We start from the raw sequence: 17,089 nt of genomic DNA, 5'->3' as shown, positions 1-17,089 counted from the left end.
GTTCCTCTCGGTCGTGGCTCTGGATCTGCGTCGTCTGACGTTCTGGCGGATGGTGGCCCGCTCTTCGCGGGGGAGGTCATGCAGTCGTGGCCGACCAGCCCTCGACGGCATCGACCGCGAAACGCGCGAACAGCTCCTCGGCGAACCATCCGCCCGCTCGGCTGTCGGCCATGGCGGCCCTGTGCGATGGTGCGCCGCTGATGAAGGCGCGAAGCGCCGGCTCGGACTCCCAGAGGGTGAAGGTGCCGAGGAGGCCTGCTGGCAGCTCGCCCATCCCGAACGCGAGACCGAGACCGCGCGACCTCGCGCGGAGGAGTTCGGCAGCGATGGGTGGCACGGTCCCCGTGAAGCGCGGCACCGACGAGGCCCGGATCCGCGCCCGCGTGATGACGGCCACCCGCTGCCCCTCCTCGGCCTCCGCGACGGCGGGCCCGAACGGCTCGCGACCTCCCCAGAGGCCGACCGAGCGAATGGCGCGCATCCGCACTCTGAGTCGCTCCCGCGAGCGTGCGTCCCACGCACCCACGAGGGCCCCTCGATCGAACGCGTCCGCAGCCTCGAGCGACTCCCAGGCGGCGACCAGCGCCCAATGCCCGAGGTCGGCGTCGCGCGAGGAGAAGCTCGTCGCCCGCGCCGTGCCCATGACACGCGCGAATCGCAGACCCTCCGGACGTCGACGGCCCAGGAGGTGCAGCGTGGTCTTCGCGGTCAGCGAGAGGCCGGCGCTCGCGCTGCCGGTTCCCCAGAGGTGGACGGTGGTGACCGTCACCGGCGGTCGACCTCGAGGGGGCCAGCGCTCCGGTCGCCCCGCACGTGCTTGAGCACCAGCTCGGCGCTGATCAGGCACATCGGGACGCCCACGCCGGGGTTGACGGTCGCGCCCGCGTAGTAGAGCCCCTTGACCTTCGGGGACGCGTTGCCGGCACGCAGCATGGCCGACTGGGCGAGCTCATGCGACGGGCCGAGGATGCCGCCCCGCCAGGAGTTGTAGTCGTGCACGAAATCGGCGGGGCCGAGCGTCCGGCGAACCACGATGCGGCGCTCCAGGTCGGAGACTCCCGTCCATTCGGCGAGCTGGGAGATCGCGAGATCGGCGATCCGCTCGACCTCTGCATCTCCCGCCCCATCCGCTCCTCCCCCACCGATGCTCTCCTCGCCCTTGACCGGGATGAGCAGGAACAGGTTCTCGTGCCCTTCCGGCGCAACTGCCGAATCCGTGGCGCTCGGCTTGCAGACGTAGACGGAGACCGGGTCGGGCAGGGCGACGCCCTCGCCGAAGATGGCGTCGAAGTTCTCCCCCCACTCCTTCGTGAGCAGCAGCGAGTGGTGCGGCAGGGCGGGCAGCTCGCCCTCGACGCCGAGCATCACCAGCACGGCGCCCGGACCCGACGAGGTGCGCTTCCACACGCGCTCCGGGTAGCTGCGGTACCGCTCTGGCAGCAGCCGCGTCTCCGTGTGATGCAGGTCAGCGGCGGAGACGACGACCTCCACGTCCTCGAAGTGCCGCTGCCCGTCAGCGTCGCGCCAGTGCACGCCACGGCTCCAGCCATGCGCCACGGCGATGTCCGTGACCTCGGCCTCGAGCCGGAACTCGACGCCGGCGTCCACGGCGAGCCGGTGCAGCGCATCCACCACGGCGGTGAAGCCGCCCATGGGGTACTGCACGCCCTCGACGAGATCCATGCGACTCATGAGGTGGTAGATCGCCGGAGCGCGGCGCGGGTCGGTTCCGAGGAACACCGCCTGGTAGGCGAGGATCTGCCTGAGCAGCGGATGCGTGAACGACTCCTCCACGAACTTCTCGAGCGGGACCGTGAGCCACGTCAGCAGCTCGGGGAGCTCGCGGCGAACGGGGGCGCCGAGCAGCGTGGCCGGGTTCTTGAACGTGTTGTAGAGGAACGATTCCTCCGCCATGTCCATGGCGCGTCTCGCGGTCTCGAGGTAGTCGTCGAAAGCGCCGAGCGCCTCGGGCTCGAGCTCAGCGACGAGCTCGCGCACGGCGTCCTGGCCGTAGGGGATGGAGAGGGGCTCGCTCGCGCCCCCCGCATGCTCCGGCTCGGGGAAGACGCGGTAGCCGGGGTCGAGCATGCGCAGATCCAGCTGCTCCTCGGTGCTCGTGCCGGCAAGCGCGAAGTAGTGGTCGAAGACGCTCGGCATCAGGTACCAGCTCGGGCCGGTATCGAAGCGGAAGCCGTCGACCTCGAGGAGGCCAGCACGGCCGCCGACCCTGTCGTTCTTCTCGAGCACCGTCACGGCGAAGCCGTCCCGCGCGAGCAGGATCGATGTGGCGAGGCCGGCCATTCCGGCGCCGATGACTACTGCTCGGGTGCTCATGATCGTGTCTCCAGAAGGACTCGTGCTGCGATGCGCGCCTTCTCGGCGCCGGGAACTCTCACGCGTGTGGTGCGCAGCTGGTCTGCCGGCGTCTCCGCGATGCGGTCGGCGAGCGCAGCGAAGAGCGCGCTCGCGAGGGCCACGCCCCGTCGGCAATCCCTCGGAAGCAGCGGGATGCCCGCTTCCGCTGTCGCAAGATCGGCGCGGATGCGGTCGAGCCAGATGAGCTTGCGCCGCTCGTCGAGCGGCGCCGATTCCAGACCCTCCACCGGCAGGTAGTCCCTGCCGAGCCGGTCGGCGTCATCGCCCACGTCGCGGAGGAAGTTCACGTTCTGGAACGCGGCGCCGAGCGCGCAGGCCGCCGCGTCGATGCGCTCCCGCTGCTCCGGGGTGCGAGAGACACCGGTGAGGAACACCCGCACGCACATCAGCCCCACCACCTCCGCGGAACCGTAGACGTAGCGCCGCTGCTCCTCCACGTCGAGCGAGCGAGGTTCGAGATCCATGCGCATCGAAGCGAAGAAGGGCACGACCAGCTCGGCCCCGAACCCGCAGCGTCGCGCCGTCACCGCGAACGCGTGGACGACCAGATTCGTGCTGAAGCCTGACTCGATGGCCTCGAGCGTCTGCGCCTCGAGCCCGTCGAGCGCCGCGTGCTGCTGCTCGAGGGAGAGGCCGGCGAGCGCGCCGACACCGTCCACGATCTCGTCCGCCACGCGGACCAGCGCGTAGATGCTGCGCACCGGCTTGACCGTCCGGCGCCCGAGGAAGCGCGAGGCCGCCCCGAAGGAACTCGAGTAGGCGAAGATGACCTCCGCCGCGGACTTCTCCGCGGTGCGCGTGTACTGCTCGAGTGGCGACATCATGACGTTCGCCTCTCCAGCAGCATCAGCAGACGCTCCAGCATCTCGGCCAGGTTCCGCTCCCCCTCGCGGCCCGACGCGCCCACGGCCCTCGCGGCGGCTCGTGCCCTCGAGAACTGGGCCGCGAGCTCCTGCTCGACAGCGGCGCGCGAGCCCGACGCGTCGATGAGGTCGCGCGCCTTCGCGCCATCCGCCTCGCTGAGCATCGGGTCGCCGAGCAGCGACTCGAGCTCACCCCAGACCGGGGTCCCGCAGGCCAGGGCGATGAGCGCCGTGAACTTGCCCTCCCGGATATCCGAGTACGGCGCCTTCCCGAGCTTGTGCTGGTCCCCGAAGACACCGAACAGGTCGTCCTGGAGCTGGAAGGCGAGCCCGGCGGCGTCCGAGAACTGGGCGATGAGACGCGCATCCACCGAACCTTCGGCACCCGCCGCGATCAGACCGAGCTCGAGCGGCAGCAGCACGGTGTACGCGGAGGTCTTGTTCGAGCTCATCGACAGGACCTCGGCCAATGCCGGATGGTCACTTCGAACCGACAGGCTCACGTCGCTGAACTCACCGGCAACCGAGACCGCGAGGGCACGCTCGATGGCATCGAGCACGCGCAGACGAACGGCGTGGGGCTGATCGATGCGTGCAACCCTCAGGTGCGCTTCGGAGAGCAGGAGGTCGCCGACCAGGATCGCGGCGGCCTGCCCCAGGCGGTTGCCGCGCTCGTCGTCGAACTCCGGTCCTCCCACGATCTCCTCGACGCTGCCGAGGAGATTCAGCTCCCCCCTGCGCATGGTGTCGTTGTCGATCACGTCGTCGTGGGTCAGGAACGCGAGGTGGAGCAGCTCGGTCGCGGTTGCCAGTTCCATGACCGACTCAGGCACCTCTGCTGCGCCCGTGTAGGACAGGTAGGCCTGCATGACCAGCGCGGGGCGGAATAGCTTCCCCCCTTCGGCGCTGCGCGCCGTGATGCGCCACAGCGTCGCGAGGCCCTCGTCGATCGCGGCCGCGGCAGCGACTCGTCCGGCCAGGAACTCCTCGATTCGCCTTCTCACCTCGAGCAGCTGCTGCGCTGCGAGGTCGAAGTCCGAACCCTGGCCACGGGGGCTCGCCAGAGGCTCACGGATCACTCGGCACCACTCCCTTTAGCTCGGTTGGCTAGCAATAAGAGTATCTAATTACTTCTGCTCGAGCGTACAGGCAAGCCTTCCCCGAGTTGCCGCGCCTGGTCAATCCCCTCAGCGCCTCCACCACGAGCGCTTAGAATCTCGCTGCCGCTTCTCCGCGTCGCTCGAAGCAGCAGTGCTGGCCCGCGCGAACGAGATGCCGAGCGAGTCGACCTCTGTGCGGAACGCCTCGCTCCCCTGCAGCAGCTCGCTGGCTCGGCGGGACAGATCCGCGAGCTCCTCGCGGCCAGCGTCACCACCGACGTGGAGCACCACACGCAGCTCGGGCCCAGCCAGGCGAGCCTCCGGATCGCCGGGCACGAGATCCATGCCAAGCACCTCGTCGAGCTCTGCCATCACCCTCGACAGCTCAGCCGTGACAACCGGGTTCACCCACGGGGCCGCCCAGCCCTGCTCCTGCGCGATCGCCCACACGGCCGGACGGCGGACGACGAACTCCGTCTCGCTCGTCGGATCAACCACGATGAGGTCGCTGCCCTCGGCAGCCGCCGAGATGGCCGCCCGCTGCATGAGCGCAGGCACCGGCCGAGCCTTGGGATTCCAGACCCTCATCGCCTCCGCCGAGGTGAACACGGGCAGGACGGTGCGACCGTCTGGGCCGGCGACCGTCACGATGGAAAGATCAGCGCTCTTGTCGACGGTCACACCCTGCGTGTTGACATCGGCTTCGCCCAGCTTCGCCACGAGCGGGATCAGCACGCGAGCCTGACGCAATGCGTCGACCACCGCGTCGGGACCCACCTCCCGAGCCCGGAAGCGCCGGATCGCCGCGACGAACTGCGCCGGCGCCGTGCCGTCGTCGTCGCGGAACGGGTTGTCGCCGAAGCTCCGCCCAGACCAGCTCTGGCCAGCAGAGTCGGCCTTGCTGGGCTGGAAATGCTCTGGCAGCGACGGCATGGGTCAGACCTCTCGAGTCAGGATGCGACGTCGAGCGCTTCGACGAGCGTGAAGGCCCCCGAGTAGAGCGCCTTGCCGACGATCGCGCCCTCGAGGCCCTGCGGCACGAGGCCACGCAGCGCCGCGATGTCGTCGAGACTCGAAACGCCGCCAGAGGCGACGACGGGACGGTCGGTCCGGTCGAGGATGTCGCTGAGGAGCTGGAGGTTCGGGCCCTGGAGGGTGCCGTCCTTCGTCACGTCGGTCACGACGTAACGTGCGCAACCGGCCTCCTCGAGCCGTTCGAGTACCGACCAGAGGTCACCAGCATCGCGCGTCCAGCCGCGAGCCGCGAGCGTGGTGCCACGCACGTCGAGGCCGACGGCGATGAGCTCGCCGTAGCGAGCGATGACGTTCGCCGCCCACTCCGGATTCTCGAGCGCGGCGGTGCCGAGGTTGATGCGGCGCGCACCGGCGTCCACCGCACGCTCGAGGGACTCGTCGTCACGGATCCCGCCGGACAGCTCCACATTGACGTGCTTGGCCGCCCGGATGACGCGCTTGATGACACTGCGGTTCTCCCCGCGCCCGAAGGCCGCGTCGAGGTCCACGAGGTGGATCCACTCCGCACCCTGCTCGATCCAGTCCTCCGCCGCATCCACAGGATCGCCGTAGTTCGTGGCGGAGTCAGCCTCGCCCTGAACCAGACGAACCGCCTTGCCGCCGGCGAGGTCGATTGCGGGGAAGAGCACGAGCTCCGGTGACGTGTTGAATTCGCTCACGCGCGTAGGTTCCTTGTTCTCGTTCTGAGGCGCCGGGGCATCGACGCCGAAAGGGGATGCCCTGGCAGTCCGGGCAATAGCGTATCGGCAGGCGGCGGTGCAGCGCGCCGATGCAGCAGCACTAGGCGCGCTTCGGCAGCGTCTCGATCCAGTTCCGAAGCAGGCGCACGCCAGCCTCGCCGGACTTCTCCGGGTGGAACTGCGTCGCCGACAACGGGCCGTTCTCGATTGCCGCGATGAAGCGCTCGCCGTGCTCGGCATGGGTCACGAGCACCGGGCGGGCCTTCGGATGCGGGTCGAGCGGGAGCTCATGCGCCGCGTACGAGTGCACGAAGTAGAAGCGCTCCCGAGCAATGCCGGCGAAGAGCTTCGAGTCCGCCGGGGGGTCGACGAGGTTCCATCCCATGTGCGGAAGGACCTCTGCCCGCAGTTCGGTCACCTCGCCCGGCCATTCGCCCAGACCTTCGGCTCGCCTGCCACCCTCGATGCCGCCGTCGAAGAAGATCTGCATGCCGACGCAGATGCCGAGCACGGGGCGCCCCCCTGCAAGGCGCCGGCCGACGATCTCCCCGATGCGCTGACGATTGATGGCCTCCATGACGTGAGCGAAGCTCCCGACACCTGGCACGACGTAGCCGTCGGCGTCGGCGGCGGCAGCGCGGTCGGCCGTCAGCTCGACCTCAGCACCAGCCGCTTCGAGCGCCTTCACGGCCGAGTGAACGTTGCCCGAGCCGTAGTCAGCGACGACCACCCGCGGACGTGCGACTGAAGTCACAGCGCGCCCTTGGTCGAAGGAATGCCCACGACCTCCGGGTCGAGTCGCTTGGCCGCGCGGAACGCACGGGCGAACGCCTTGAACTCCGCTTCGGCGATGTGGTGCGGGTCGCGCCCGCGGATGACCTCGACGTGCACCGTCAGACCGGCGTGGAACGTGATCGCCTCGAAGACGTGACGCACCATCGCGCCCGTGAAGTGCCCGCCGATGAGGTGGTAGATGAAGGCCTCCGGCTCCCCGGTGTGCACGAGGAACGGACGCCCCGAGATGTCGACGACGGCTTCGGCGAGCGACTCATCGAGCGGCACCCTCGCATCGCCGTAGCGCGCGATGCCCGACTTGTCGCCGAGGGCCTGGCGGATCGCCTGACCGAGCACGATCGCCGTGTCCTCGACCGTGTGGTGCACGTCGATCTCCGTGTCACCCGTCGCACGGATCGTGAGATCGGTCAGCGAGTGCTTCGCGAAGGCATTCAGCATGTGGTCATAGAACGGAACCGACGTCTGGATGTCGGCGATGCCGGTCCCGTCGAGGTTCAGGCTCAGCTCAATCGAGGACTCGCTCGTCGCGCGTGAGATGGTCGCGGTGCGTGGCGTCGTGGTCATCGCTCCAGCCTAGGCCTTCCCTGCATCGGTGATCTCGGCGAGTGCGGCCAGGAACGCGCTCGTCTCCGCGCGCGTCCCGGCGGTCACCCGAAGCGCGTTCGGGATGCCGACATCCCGCACAAGGATGTCGCGGTCGAGGAGCTGCTGGAACGTAGCCGCGGGATCCGCGACGTCGCCGAACAGCACGAAGTTCGCGCCAGACTCCCACGGCGTGTAGCCAAGACGGGGCAGCTCCACCAGCAGGCGGTCGCGCTGCTCGCGGATGGCGTCGACCTGCTGGAGCATGATCTCCGAGCACTCGAGCGCTGCGGTCGCGGCGGCCTGGGTGATCGCGGACAGGTGGTACGGCAGCCGAACGAGTCGGACGGCGTCGACGACGGCCTCGTGAGCCGCGAAGTACCCGACGCGGGCGCCAGCGAAGGCGAACGCCTTGCTCATGGTCCTCGAGACCACGAGCCGCTCGCGACCCGGGAGAAGGGAGAGCGCGGTCTCCCGACCATCAGGGAGGAACTCGGCGTAGGCCTCATCGACGATCAGGATGCCGTCGGTCGCGTCGTACGCAGCCGCGATCACGTCGAGATCGGTGACGGTGCCCGTGGGGTTGTTCGGCGTGCAGATGATGGTGATGTCGGGGCGCTCTCGACGAAGTGCCTCCGTGACGAGGTCCGCGGTCAGCGCGAAGCCGTCAGCGCGTGGCACCGGAATCCACTCGGACCCAACCCCTCTGGCGAGAAGGGGGTACATCGAGTAGCTGGGTGTGAAGCTGAGCACGCTGCGCCCGGGGCCACCGAAGACCTGCAGCAGCTGCTGCATGATCTCGTTCGAGCCGTTGGCGGCCCACACCTGCTCGGGACCGATGCCCCGGCCCAGGTAGACGCTCAGCTGCTCGCGCAACTTCGTGAACTCGCGGTCCGGGTAGCGATTGAGTCCGGGGAGCTCGCGGGCGATCGCCTCGATGATTCGCCTGGCCACGACCTCCGGCACGGGGTGCGGATTCTCGTTGACGTTGATGGCAACGCGCACCGGCTGCTGCGGCGCTCCGTAGGGGGTGAGTCCGCGGAGGTCGTCACGGATGGGCAGGTCTTCGAACGAGGTCACCGCACAAGCCTACGACGCGGTCTGCGCCTGGAATGGGCTGTGGACTCAGTCGAGTGGGAGGGCGAGTCGCTGCCCGGCCTGAACCGTGCCGTTCTCAAGAGCGTTGAGCTTGGAGATCTCGACGATGACGTCGCGGATATCGGAATCGCCCGCGACTTCCTCGGCGATGCCCCAGAGCGTGTCGCCAGCGCCGACGGTGACGTACTCGAACTCGACGCCTGCGGCGTCGCTCGAGGCCGCCGCGGAGTTCATGTGCGTGGCCCCGAGGGCGATGGCTGCGGCGACGGGCAGCGCAGCGATGGCGAGCAGGACACGACGGCCTCGGACGGTGAGGCGGAGTGGTGCAACGGCAGTGGTGTTCATGATTCCTCCTGATTCGTCCACATCTTCGAGTGGTCGAATGTATGTACTGAATATAGCTACGAACAAAGTGCCAAGTCAAGGCTTCCAGTTCGAATCTCTCGAACTTTCATCCACAACACTCGAAGAAATGTTTCGTACCTGCGTGCACCCTCGGTAGGGTTGGCGCTATCAGGCAGTGCATCACCTGCCACCGACATTCCGTGTCGGAGAGCGGACGGAGACGACATGGCCAAGAAGCCAGCGAGCGACATCTACAGAAAACTGACCGAGAAGCAGGAGCGCATCCTGACCTGCATCATGGAGTCGGTGCGCACGCGCGGGTACCCGCCGAGCATGCGCGAGATCGGCGACGAAGTCGGCCTCGTCTCCTTGTCGAGCGTCACCCACCAGCTCGGCCAGCTGGAGAAGTTCGGCTACATCAAGCGCAATCCGGGCATGCCCCGCGCCCTCGAGGTGCTGGTGCACTTCGACCACACCGACGATGGCGATTCCAACGAGACGGCTGAGGCCGCGTTCGTCCCGGTGGTCGGCAGGATCGCAGCCGGCATCCCGATCACGGCGGAGCAGCAGGTCGAAGACGTCTTCGCGCTCCCCCGTCAGATCGTCGGCAAGGGAGAGCTCTTCCTGCTCCGTGTCGTTGGCGAGTCGATGATCGATGCTGCCATCTGCGACGGCGACTGGGTCGTCGTGCGGTCACAGCGCAACGCGGAGAACGGCGACATCGTCGCCGCGATGCTCGATGGAGAAGCCACGGTCAAGACCTTCCGCAAGCGTGACGGCCACATCTGGCTGCTCCCCCGCAACAGCGACTTCGAGCCCATCCTCGGCGATGAGTCCGAGATCCTCGGCAAGGTCGTCGCTGTCCTCCGCTCCATCTGAGAGCAGCCGGAAGCACCGGCGCCTGCACACGTCAGCAGATGCAGAAGAGCAGCGAGCCCGATGGGCTCGCCGCTCTTCTGCATGCCTCCCTCAGGAGGACTGATGCGTGTGCGTCAGCCTGCGACCGCGAACGCCTCGAACAGTCCGAGCTGGTCGGGGTGGACCCGGGCCTTGAGCCGCGTGCCGCTCTCCACGTGCTCGAGCTCGAGCACGGCACCTCGCTCGTGCAGGTAGGAGACCAGATCGCCGCGCTCGAAGGGCACAAGGACCTCGATGGTCACCTCGGGGGTTGGCAGGAGCTCGGCGATGCGCCCGAGCAGCAGGTCGATGCCCTCACCCGTGTGCGCGGAGACGAAGAGGCCGTCGGGGGCGAGCCCCTGGAGCTCGAGGCGTCGATCGCCATCGACCAGGTCGGCCTTCGTGAAGACCACGATCTCGGGAACATCGTGGGCTTCGACCTCTCCGATGACGTCTCGCACCGTGGCGAGCTGCGCGGCGGGATCCGGGTGGGAGGCATCGACGGCATGCACGATGACATCGGCAGCCTGCAGCTCCTCGAGCGTCGAGCGGAAGGCTTCGACCAGCTGGTGGGGCAGGTTGCGCACGAAGCCGACCGTGTCGGCAATCGTGTAGGGGCGGCCGTCTTCCGTCGCCGCCTTGCGCACCGTCGCGTCGAGGGTCGCGAAGAGAACGTTCTCGACCAGGACGCCCGCATGCGTGATGCGGTTGAGGAGGCTCGACTTGCCGGCGTTCGTGTACCCCACGATCGCGACGGCCGGAACCTGGTTGCGCTGTCGGGTCGCGCGCTTCACGTCACGCGAATCCTTCATGTCGGCGATCTGGTGGCGAAGCTTGGCCATCTTCGTGCGGATGCGCCGACGGTCGAGCTCGATCTTGGTCTCTCCAGGGCCTCGTGACCCCATGCCGGCACCGCCGGAGCCGACCTGGCCACCGGCCTGCCGGGACATCGACTCGCCCCATCCGCGAAGGCGCGGGAGCATGTACTCCATCTGCGCCAGCTCGACCTGCGCCTTGCCCTCGCGGCTCTTGGCGTGCTGGGAGAAGATGTCGAGGATCACCGCGGTGCGGTCGATGACCTTCACCTTGATCTCGTCTTCGAGCGCGCGACGCTGGCTGGGCGCGAGCTCGGTGTCGGCGACCACCGTGTCGGCTTCGAGCGCCGCGACGATCTCCTTGAGCTCAGCGACCTTGCCTCGGCCGAGGTACGTGGCGGGGTCGGGGTTCGGCCGACGCTGCAGCACGCCGTCGAGGACGACGGCTCCCGCAGTCTCGGCGAGTGCGGCCAGCTCCTGCATCGAGTTCTCGGCCTCCTCGAGAGAGTTCCTGCGGTAGACGCCGACGAGCACGACCCGCTCGAGGCGCACCTTGCGGTACTCGACCTCGGTGACGTCCTCGAGTTCCGTTCGCAGGCTCTCGACTCGTCGCAGCGACTGCCTGGCTTCTCGTTCGAGCTGGTCGCCGTCGGCCTCGCCGTCATAGCTCGTGCTGGCGCCGTCCTGCAGCGCCTGCGCTCTGCCGGAGGAGAACAGGGTCATCGTGGCGCCCGGTTCCTTCGCGGCTCGGAGGATTCGGTCGATCGCGTCGTTGCTCTCGCCTGGAGGAGTCTCAGAATCTCGCATATTCGTACTATTCTACGCCGGTGCTAGCGTCTAGGGGTGACCGCTCAGCATTACTTCTCAGCAACCCCGGACGGGCCTCTCGAGCGGCGACGCGTCGTCGCCAACCTCCGGGGCCGAACGGTGACCGTCATCACGGCAGGCGGTACCTTCAGCCCTGAGCACGTGGACCGCGGCACCCAGGCGCTCCTGCACGCAGCACCCCCGCCGCCCTCGACCGGAACCGCGCTGGACCTCGGGTGCGGCTGGGGACCGATCGCGCTCGCACTCGCACTCGAGTCGCCCGAACTGGACGTGCGGGCCGTCGACGTCAACGAACGGGCGCTGCTGCTCACCGGTGAGAACGCGCAGGCCCTCGGACTCGACAACATCACGCCGACACGCCCCGAGGACGTCCCCGAGGACACGACCTTCGACCTCATCTGGTCGAACCCGCCCATCCGAATCGGCAAAGAGGCCCTGCACGAGCTGCTCTCCGCGTGGCTGCCGCGCCTCAGCACCGAGGGAGAAGCCTGGCTCGTCGTCGCCAAGAAGCTCGGCGGCGACTCACTGCAGTCCTGGATCGCGGCGCAGTTCGGACCAGAGCTGTCCGTCGAGCGGCACTCGACGGACGCGGGCTTCAGAGTGCTGCGGGTGAGGCGAATTCGCTAGCGAGCTCGTCCTCGATACTGCCCGTGAAGGCGATCTCGGCCGGCCCCGCCAGGAAGACATGCTCGACGCCGTCGACAGCTCCGACCGTCACCTGCAGCACGCCACCCGGCACACCGACCGACCAGGCATCCGGCGCGCCAGCGCCCGCCCAGTAGCGAACCGCCAGTGCTGACGCGACGGCCCCGGTGCCGCAGGAGAGAGTCTCGCCGACGCCCCGCTCGTGCACGCGCATCCGGATGTGCCCGACGCCGTCCTGCACGAGCTGGTCGTGCGGGACGACGAACTCGACGTTGGCTCCCAGCTCAGGGGCTGGATCGATGAGCGGTGCATGGAAGAGCTCGAGCCGCTCGAGCTCTTCCTCGCTCGAGAGCGCGACGACGACGTGAGGGTTTCCGACGTCGATCCCGAGCCCCGGGCGTGAGACGCCGATGTGCGGGACGGTGACGAGCGGCTCGCCACCTTCGAGGCGCCACGGCCCCATGTCGACCTTGAAGCCCGTGCCGTCTCGCTCGACGACCCGCAGACCGGCACGCGTGCCGATCTCCAGCCGCTCACCCGCCTCAAGGGTCACCAGCCCTGTTTCCGTGAGGAAGCGCGCGAACGCGCGCACCCCGTTGCCGCACATCTCCGCGATCGATCCGTCGCCGTTGCGGTAGTCCATGAACCATTCGGCCAGGGGGTGGGCTGCCTGCAGCTCGCGCCCTTCAGCGAGGTTCTGCGAGCGAACCGCTCGGATGAGACCGTCTGCGCCGACACCGAAATTGCGATCGCACAGCCGCGCCACGCGCTGAGGCCCGAGGTCCAGCTCCCCGTCCGGGTCGGAGACGAGGACGAAGTCGTTGCCGGTGGCCTGCGCCTTGGTGAACGCGAGTTGTGTCATGGGGCCAATGCTACGGAACTCTCGATCCCCGTGTGCGCCGTGCGTGGTCTCCCGGTCAGAGTCCGGCGGCCTGGAGGATGCGCTGCGCCGCGAACCCCTCCCCGCTCTGGGCGCGGACCGCGCTCTCGTAGCGTCGGAACCAGGAGACCTGGCGCCTGGCGTACTTCCGGGTCAAGAGCTGCGCCTCCGCGATCGCCTCAGCACGGCTCATCTCGCCCCGAAGCTCCGCGAGTGCCTGCTGGTACCCGATCGCGCGCTTGGCGGTGCCGCCCTGCTCCAGCCCGGCCTCGGCAAGCGCCTGCGTCTCCTCCAGCAGCCCCGACTCCCACATGCGCTCGACGCGGGCGTCGAGCCTGGGGGTGAGCACCTCCCGGTGCTCTTCGACGACGGCGAACGTCACGTCCCGCCATCTGGCTTCCTGGTCAGGCAGCTGAGCGCTGAACGGCTCCCCCGTGACCTCGATCACCTCGAGCGCCCGTACGAGGCGCCGTCCGTTGCGCGCGTCGATGGTGGCCGCGGCCTGGGGGTCGAGTGCACGGAGCCGCGCGAAGAGCGGACCGGGACCCTCGAGCTGCAGCTCCGCCTCGAGCTCGGCTCGCACGGCGGGGTCGGTCCCTGGAAAGCGCAGATCGAAGCAGACGGCCGCGATGTAGAGCCCAGAGCCCCCGACGAGGATGGGCACATCTCCCTCGGCCTCGATCTCCTCGACCAGCCCTCGAGCCTGCTCCTGATACCAGGCGACACTCGCGTCTTCCGTGACATCGAGCACGTCGAGCAGGTGATGCGGCACCCCCTCACGGTCTCCGGGCGCGAGCTTGGCGGTTCCGACATCCATGCCCCGATAGAGCTGCATGGCGTCGGCGTTGATGACCTGAGCTCCGCGCCCGGAGGCGCGCAGGCGGGCGGCGATGTCCAGCGACAGCTGCGACTTCCCCGTGCCGGTTGCTCCCCCGATGGCGATGAACACGCTCAGCCGCGCCGGATCGTCGGGAGTCCGAGCGAGACGCGAGCAGGTGCCCCGGCCGGCGCGGGGACTGCGCAGCTCTCGGCAAGCGAGCGGTCCCAGGCGTCCCCCGCTCTCGTGCGACGGACGTCGAGGCGGCTCGATGTGGCATCTGCGACGAGGTGGAACGACGCCGCTCCCGTGATCTCACCGGTGACGACATCACCGGGTCGTGGACGTTCTGCGCCGTCTGGGAGCGAGAAGTGCACAAGCCGGTTGTCCTCCGAGCGTCCCGACATGCGGTGTGTCTCGTCGTCCTTCTTGCCTTCTGCTGCGCTGACCAGGATGCGCTGGACGCTGCCGATCAGCTTCTCGTTCTCTTCCCGGCTGATGCGATCCTGCAGCTTCATGAGTCGCTCGTAGCGCTCCTGCACGACTGCCTTCGGCACCTGATCGGGCATCGTCGCGGCCGGTGTTCCTGGCCGGATGGAGTACTGGAAGGTGAAAGCGCTCGCGAATCTGGACGCCTCGACGACACGCATCGTCTCTGCGAAGTCTTCCTCGGTCTCGCCGGGGAAGCCGACGATGATGTCCGTCGTTATCGCGGCGTGAGGCATCTGCTCGCGGACGCTGTCGAGGATGCCGAGGAACTTGGCGCTCCGATAGGAGCGCCTCATGGCCTTCAAGATGCGGTCGGAGCCCGATTGCAGCGGCATGTGCAGCTGGGGCATCACGTTGGGTGTCTCGGCCATGGCGTCGATGACGTCCTGCGTGAAGGCCGCCGGGTGCGGGCTGGTGAAGCGCACCCGCTCGAGCCCATCGATGCTGCCAGCGGCACGCAGGAGCTTGCTGAACGCCTGCCGGTCGCCGAACTCGACTCCGTACGAGTTGACGTTCTGCCCGAGGAGGGTGACTTCGATGGCGCCATCGTCGACGAGCGCCTGGATCTCGTTCAGGACATCGCCTGGCCTGCGGTCCTTCTCCTTGCCCCGCAGAGATGGGACGATGCAGAACGTGCAGGTGTTGTTGCAGCCGACGGAGATCGAGACCCACCCCGAGTAGGTCGAGTCACGCTTCGTCGGAAGTGTGGAGGGGAACACGTCGAGGGACTCGAGGATCTCGAGCTGTGCTTCCTCGTTGTGCCGGGCTCGCTCGAGGAGACTCGGGAGCGCACCCATGTTGTGCGTGCCGAACACGACGTCGACCCATGGGGCCTTCTCGAGGATCGTCCCGCGGTCCTTCTGCGCGAGGCATCCGCCGACGGCGATCTGCATGCCCTCGTGCTCGCGCTTGATCGCGGCGAGCTGGCCGAGGTTGCCGTAGAGCCGGTTGTCGGCGTTCTCTCGAACCGCACAGGTGTTGATGACGACGATGTCCGGGTCGGCTCCGTCGGCTTCGACGTAGCCTGCCGCACGAAGGGATCCGGACATGCGCTCGGAGTCGTGCACGTTCATCTGGCAGCCCAGAGTGCGCACCTCGTAGCTCCGCGGAGTACCGTCCGGCTTGAGTGCTGCCGGGGATGATGCGATGGGTGTGGCTGTCTCGCTCATGATCCGTCAATTCTACGTTCGCTTCACGCCTGGCCATTCCCACCGCTACGCTGACGGGATGCGAGCCATGACCTCAGATGACGGCGTCACGCCGGCGACTTCTCTTGCTCTTCAGCGAGGTCTGCTGCAGACCGATGCCGGCCCAGTGGAGGCTCATGGTGCGCGGGTCGCTGCGATCTCGGCCCCGAGCGGGGCTCTGTACGTAGGTCCCGCTGGCGGTGAGAACGGTGTCGATGGCCTGGTCCTCCGGACGAGCGGCGGCCCGCTGGCTGCGACGACGACGGTGGTGTCGGATGCGTCTGGGGCCTCGCGAGTGGAAGCACTCACGGTCTCGACGAACGACGAGCCCGAGCGCTGGCGCGATGCGCCCCGCGAGGAGGCGTACTGGCATTCGCTGCCTGGCGAGCTGCAGGGCGAGGTACCGGTGGTCGAGCCCCGTCACGGTCTGCTGATCGTGTGCGACGCGGGGCTGCGCGACCAGTACCGGCAGAGTGATTTCGCGTGGGATCGCTGGGTCGACGAGGTTGTGGCCCCCGCCGCAGCCGCGAGCTCGGAAGCGGCGGTTGCTGTGGCGTTCGCTGGTCGAAGTGAGGTGCTCCTGGCCCTGTCGTCCGTCTCGTTCCCGTCGGGTGCCGCGGTTTTCGCCGGGTTCGATGCTGGCCTGCAGATCGCTGCAGTGCATCTTGCGCCGGTTGCCGAGCATGAGCAGGAGGCGGCGATCGTTCTGGTGCGGCGAGCGCGCGCCTCGTTGCGTGACGGAGACCCGGCAGGGGCGACGGCTCAGGCTATGGCGGCGATCTCTGCGCTCGAAGCGGAACGTGATCTGCGCGCCGCTGGCCGAGTCGGATTCGTGCTCGCGGAGGCCCATGACCGTGCCGGTGCCCCGGCTGCCGCTCGCCGAGCCCTCGAGGAGGCGCTTGTCCGCCTCGAGGTGACGCGCGACGCCGAGGGCCAGCGAGTGGCGCTGGCGCTACTCGACGGGCGTGGCGCCGAAGAACACGCCGGCTGAACCGCTCGAAGACCTGCCTGACCTCGGTCCGCCCTGCACGACTTCGCGTGCCGCGTTGAAGGCAACACCAGCGGAATAGCCGCGTCGTGACAGGAAACCGGCGATGCGCCGGATCGCGACGTCGGGCTCCAGGCCCTTGACACGTCGAAGCCGGTCGGCGGCGAGGTCGCGAGCCCGTTCGAGCTCGTCGTCACGGTCGACTTCGGCGAGGGCCTCCGTCATGGCCTCGGCCGAGATGAAGCGCTCTCGGAGCGCGCGCTCGACTCCCTGGATGCCGGAGTGCTTCTTGTCTCGCGCCTTGTGAACAAGCAGCTCGGCGAGCCGCAGGTCGTCGAGGTAGCCGAGTTCCGTGCACCGTTCGATGACCTGTTCGATCTCGTCGTCGTCGAGGCGAAGGGACTCTTCGAACTCGGCGGCTTCCTCGGTGCCGTCCTCCGGAGCATGCGCACCCTTGGGATCTTCACCACGCCAAGCCCGGAGGAGGCGTCGCGCCTCCTCCGTGGACCGGTCGCTGCGAGCAAGGGCCCGCACGAGCGTCTCCTGCGCCTCCGCGGTGAGCCGCTCTCGAGCTTCCGAGTCCATCCCAGCGGGCACGACGGCCGTGAAAGCCTGTGTATCGCCTTGCCCGCCAGGGATGGAAACGAGTCTTGGAGCGCTCTCCGCTGC

18 protein-coding genes are annotated in these 17,089 nt (G+C 68.3%); 3 read left to right on the top strand and 15 right to left on the bottom strand.

Annotated elements, in window-relative coordinates; translation table 11 throughout:
* Window positions 1-76: 76 nt before the first annotated feature.
* The 10 genes from ITJ61_RS17235 to ITJ61_RS17190 all read right to left on the bottom strand — a co-directional run bounded on the left by ITJ61_RS17235 (window position 77) and on the right by ITJ61_RS17190 (window position 8,874).
* Window positions 77-769, bottom strand: coding sequence for a monooxygenase (locus ITJ61_RS17235; protein WP_104240887.1), 693 nt, complete (start codon window positions 767-769; stop codon window positions 77-79).
* Window positions 766-2,334, bottom strand: a complete 1,569-nt coding sequence (gene crtI, locus ITJ61_RS17230) for a phytoene desaturase family protein (protein WP_104298972.1) — start codon at window positions 2,332-2,334, stop codon at window positions 766-768. The genes ITJ61_RS17235 and crtI overlap by 4 nt, the downstream gene beginning before the upstream one ends.
* A complete protein-coding gene (locus ITJ61_RS17225; RefSeq protein WP_104240885.1) occupies window positions 2,331-3,200 on the bottom strand; it encodes a phytoene/squalene synthase family protein in 870 nt (289 codons plus the stop codon). Before ITJ61_RS17225 ends, crtI begins: the two co-directional genes overlap by 4 nt.
* Window positions 3,197-4,318: a polyprenyl synthetase family protein gene (locus ITJ61_RS17220; RefSeq protein ID WP_104298970.1), complete on the bottom strand. Its 1,122-nt coding sequence runs from the start codon at window positions 4,316-4,318 to the stop codon at window positions 3,197-3,199. Before ITJ61_RS17220 ends, ITJ61_RS17225 begins: the two co-directional genes overlap by 4 nt.
* A gap of 108 nt (window positions 4,319-4,426) precedes the next feature.
* The gene (locus ITJ61_RS17215; RefSeq protein ID WP_104306368.1) at window positions 4,427-5,272 is read right to left on the bottom strand and encodes an SseB family protein; all 846 of its coding nucleotides are present in this window, start codon (window positions 5,270-5,272) and stop codon (window positions 4,427-4,429) included.
* 17 nt (window positions 5,273-5,289) lie between these two features.
* Entirely contained in the window at window positions 5,290-6,033 is a 744-nt protein-coding gene (gene priA, locus ITJ61_RS17210) for a bifunctional 1-(5-phosphoribosyl)-5-((5-phosphoribosylamino)methylideneamino)imidazole-4-carboxamide isomerase/phosphoribosylanthranilate isomerase PriA (protein ID WP_194686942.1), read from the bottom strand.
* A 121-nt stretch (window positions 6,034-6,154) separates the two neighbouring features.
* On the bottom strand, window positions 6,155-6,808 hold the full coding sequence (hisH, locus tag ITJ61_RS17205) for an imidazole glycerol phosphate synthase subunit HisH (RefSeq protein WP_194686941.1): 654 nt from the start codon (window positions 6,806-6,808) through the stop codon (window positions 6,155-6,157).
* Window positions 6,805-7,413 carry an imidazoleglycerol-phosphate dehydratase HisB gene (hisB, locus tag ITJ61_RS17200; RefSeq protein WP_194686940.1) on the bottom strand — a complete coding sequence of 203 codons (609 nt, stop codon included), beginning with the start codon at window positions 7,411-7,413 and terminating at the stop codon, window positions 6,805-6,807. The genes hisH and hisB overlap by 4 nt, the downstream gene beginning before the upstream one ends.
* A gap of 9 nt (window positions 7,414-7,422) precedes the next feature.
* Window positions 7,423-8,511 carry a histidinol-phosphate transaminase gene (locus ITJ61_RS17195; RefSeq protein WP_194686939.1) on the bottom strand — a complete coding sequence of 363 codons (1,089 nt, stop codon included), beginning with the start codon at window positions 8,509-8,511 and terminating at the stop codon, window positions 7,423-7,425.
* A gap of 45 nt (window positions 8,512-8,556) precedes the next feature.
* Window positions 8,557-8,874: a LysM peptidoglycan-binding domain-containing protein gene (locus ITJ61_RS17190; RefSeq protein WP_104240878.1), complete on the bottom strand. Its 318-nt coding sequence runs from the start codon at window positions 8,872-8,874 to the stop codon at window positions 8,557-8,559.
* Window positions 8,875-9,099: 225 nt separating this feature from the next.
* Between ITJ61_RS17190 and lexA the strand changes: the two genes are divergently transcribed.
* The gene (gene lexA / locus ITJ61_RS17185) at window positions 9,100-9,753 is read left to right on the top strand and encodes a transcriptional repressor LexA (RefSeq protein WP_104240877.1); all 654 of its coding nucleotides are present in this window, start codon (window positions 9,100-9,102) and stop codon (window positions 9,751-9,753) included.
* Window positions 9,754-9,866: 113 nt separating this feature from the next.
* On the opposite strand, the gene hflX is transcribed toward lexA, so the two are convergent.
* Window positions 9,867-11,393 carry a GTPase HflX gene (gene hflX / locus ITJ61_RS17180; protein WP_194686938.1) on the bottom strand — a complete coding sequence of 509 codons (1,527 nt, stop codon included), beginning with the start codon at window positions 11,391-11,393 and terminating at the stop codon, window positions 9,867-9,869.
* Between the two features lie 36 nt (window positions 11,394-11,429).
* On the opposite strand from hflX, the gene ITJ61_RS17175 reads away from it, so the two are divergent.
* A complete protein-coding gene (locus tag ITJ61_RS17175; RefSeq protein ID WP_194686937.1) occupies window positions 11,430-12,041 on the top strand; it encodes a class I SAM-dependent methyltransferase in 612 nt (203 codons plus the stop codon).
* On the opposite strand, the gene dapF is transcribed toward ITJ61_RS17175, so the two are convergent.
* From dapF to miaB, 3 genes are read right to left on the bottom strand one after another with little or no spacing between them, the layout of a single operon-like run.
* Window positions 12,010-12,921: a diaminopimelate epimerase gene (gene dapF, locus ITJ61_RS17170; protein WP_194686936.1), complete on the bottom strand. Its 912-nt coding sequence runs from the start codon at window positions 12,919-12,921 to the stop codon at window positions 12,010-12,012. The genes ITJ61_RS17175 and dapF overlap by 32 nt on opposite strands.
* A 55-nt stretch (window positions 12,922-12,976) precedes the next feature.
* Window positions 12,977-13,888 carry a tRNA (adenosine(37)-N6)-dimethylallyltransferase MiaA gene (gene miaA / locus ITJ61_RS17165; RefSeq protein WP_323744401.1) on the bottom strand — a complete coding sequence of 304 codons (912 nt, stop codon included), beginning with the start codon at window positions 13,886-13,888 and terminating at the stop codon, window positions 12,977-12,979.
* 2 nt (window positions 13,889-13,890) lie between these two features.
* On the bottom strand, window positions 13,891-15,414 hold the full coding sequence (miaB, locus tag ITJ61_RS17160; RefSeq protein WP_194686935.1) for a tRNA (N6-isopentenyl adenosine(37)-C2)-methylthiotransferase MiaB: 1,524 nt from the start codon (window positions 15,412-15,414) through the stop codon (window positions 13,891-13,893).
* 67 nt (window positions 15,415-15,481) lie between these two features.
* Here miaB and ITJ61_RS17155 point away from each other — a divergent pair, with 67 nt between their 5' ends.
* On the top strand, window positions 15,482-16,423 hold the full coding sequence (locus ITJ61_RS17155) for a hypothetical protein (protein ID WP_146080541.1): 942 nt from the start codon (window positions 15,482-15,484) through the stop codon (window positions 16,421-16,423).
* Here ITJ61_RS17155 and ITJ61_RS17150 read toward each other — a convergent pair.
* Window positions 16,385-17,017, bottom strand: a complete 633-nt coding sequence (locus ITJ61_RS17150; protein WP_181057868.1) for a regulatory protein RecX — start codon at window positions 17,015-17,017, stop codon at window positions 16,385-16,387. The genes ITJ61_RS17155 and ITJ61_RS17150 overlap by 39 nt on opposite strands.
* Between the last annotated feature and the right edge of the window lie 72 nt (window positions 17,018-17,089).

The sequence above is a fragment of the Pseudoclavibacter sp. VKM Ac-2888 genome (assembly GCF_015351285.1).
In the GTDB taxonomy this organism is placed as follows: Bacteria; Actinomycetota; Actinomycetes; order Actinomycetales; family Microbacteriaceae; genus Pseudoclavibacter.
This window is presented reverse-complemented; position numbering and strand designations above follow the sequence as displayed.

Coding starts and splice junctions, on each gene's coding strand:
- miaB (WP_194686935.1), bottom strand. CDS start 15,414: ATGAGCGAGACAGCCACACCCATCGCATCATCCCCGGCAGCACTCAAG.
- ITJ61_RS17215 (WP_104306368.1), bottom strand. CDS start 5,272: ATGCCGTCGCTGCCAGAGCATTTCCAGCCCAGCAAGGCCGACTCTGCT.
- ITJ61_RS17190 (WP_104240878.1), bottom strand. CDS start 8,874: ATGAACACCACTGCCGTTGCACCACTCCGCCTCACCGTCCGAGGCCGT.
- crtI (WP_104298972.1), bottom strand. CDS start 2,334: ATGAGCACCCGAGCAGTAGTCATCGGCGCCGGAATGGCCGGCCTCGCC.
- hisB (WP_194686940.1), bottom strand. CDS start 7,413: ATGACCACGACGCCACGCACCGCGACCATCTCACGCGCGACGAGCGAG.
- lexA (WP_104240877.1), top strand. CDS start 9,100: ATGGCCAAGAAGCCAGCGAGCGACATCTACAGAAAACTGACCGAGAAG.
- ITJ61_RS17225 (WP_104240885.1), bottom strand. CDS start 3,200: ATGATGTCGCCACTCGAGCAGTACACGCGCACCGCGGAGAAGTCCGCG.
- ITJ61_RS17155 (WP_146080541.1), top strand. CDS start 15,482: ATGACCTCAGATGACGGCGTCACGCCGGCGACTTCTCTTGCTCTTCAG.
- dapF (WP_194686936.1), bottom strand. CDS start 12,921: ATGACACAACTCGCGTTCACCAAGGCGCAGGCCACCGGCAACGACTTC.
- hflX (WP_194686938.1), bottom strand. CDS start 11,393: ATGCGAGATTCTGAGACTCCTCCAGGCGAGAGCAACGACGCGATCGAC.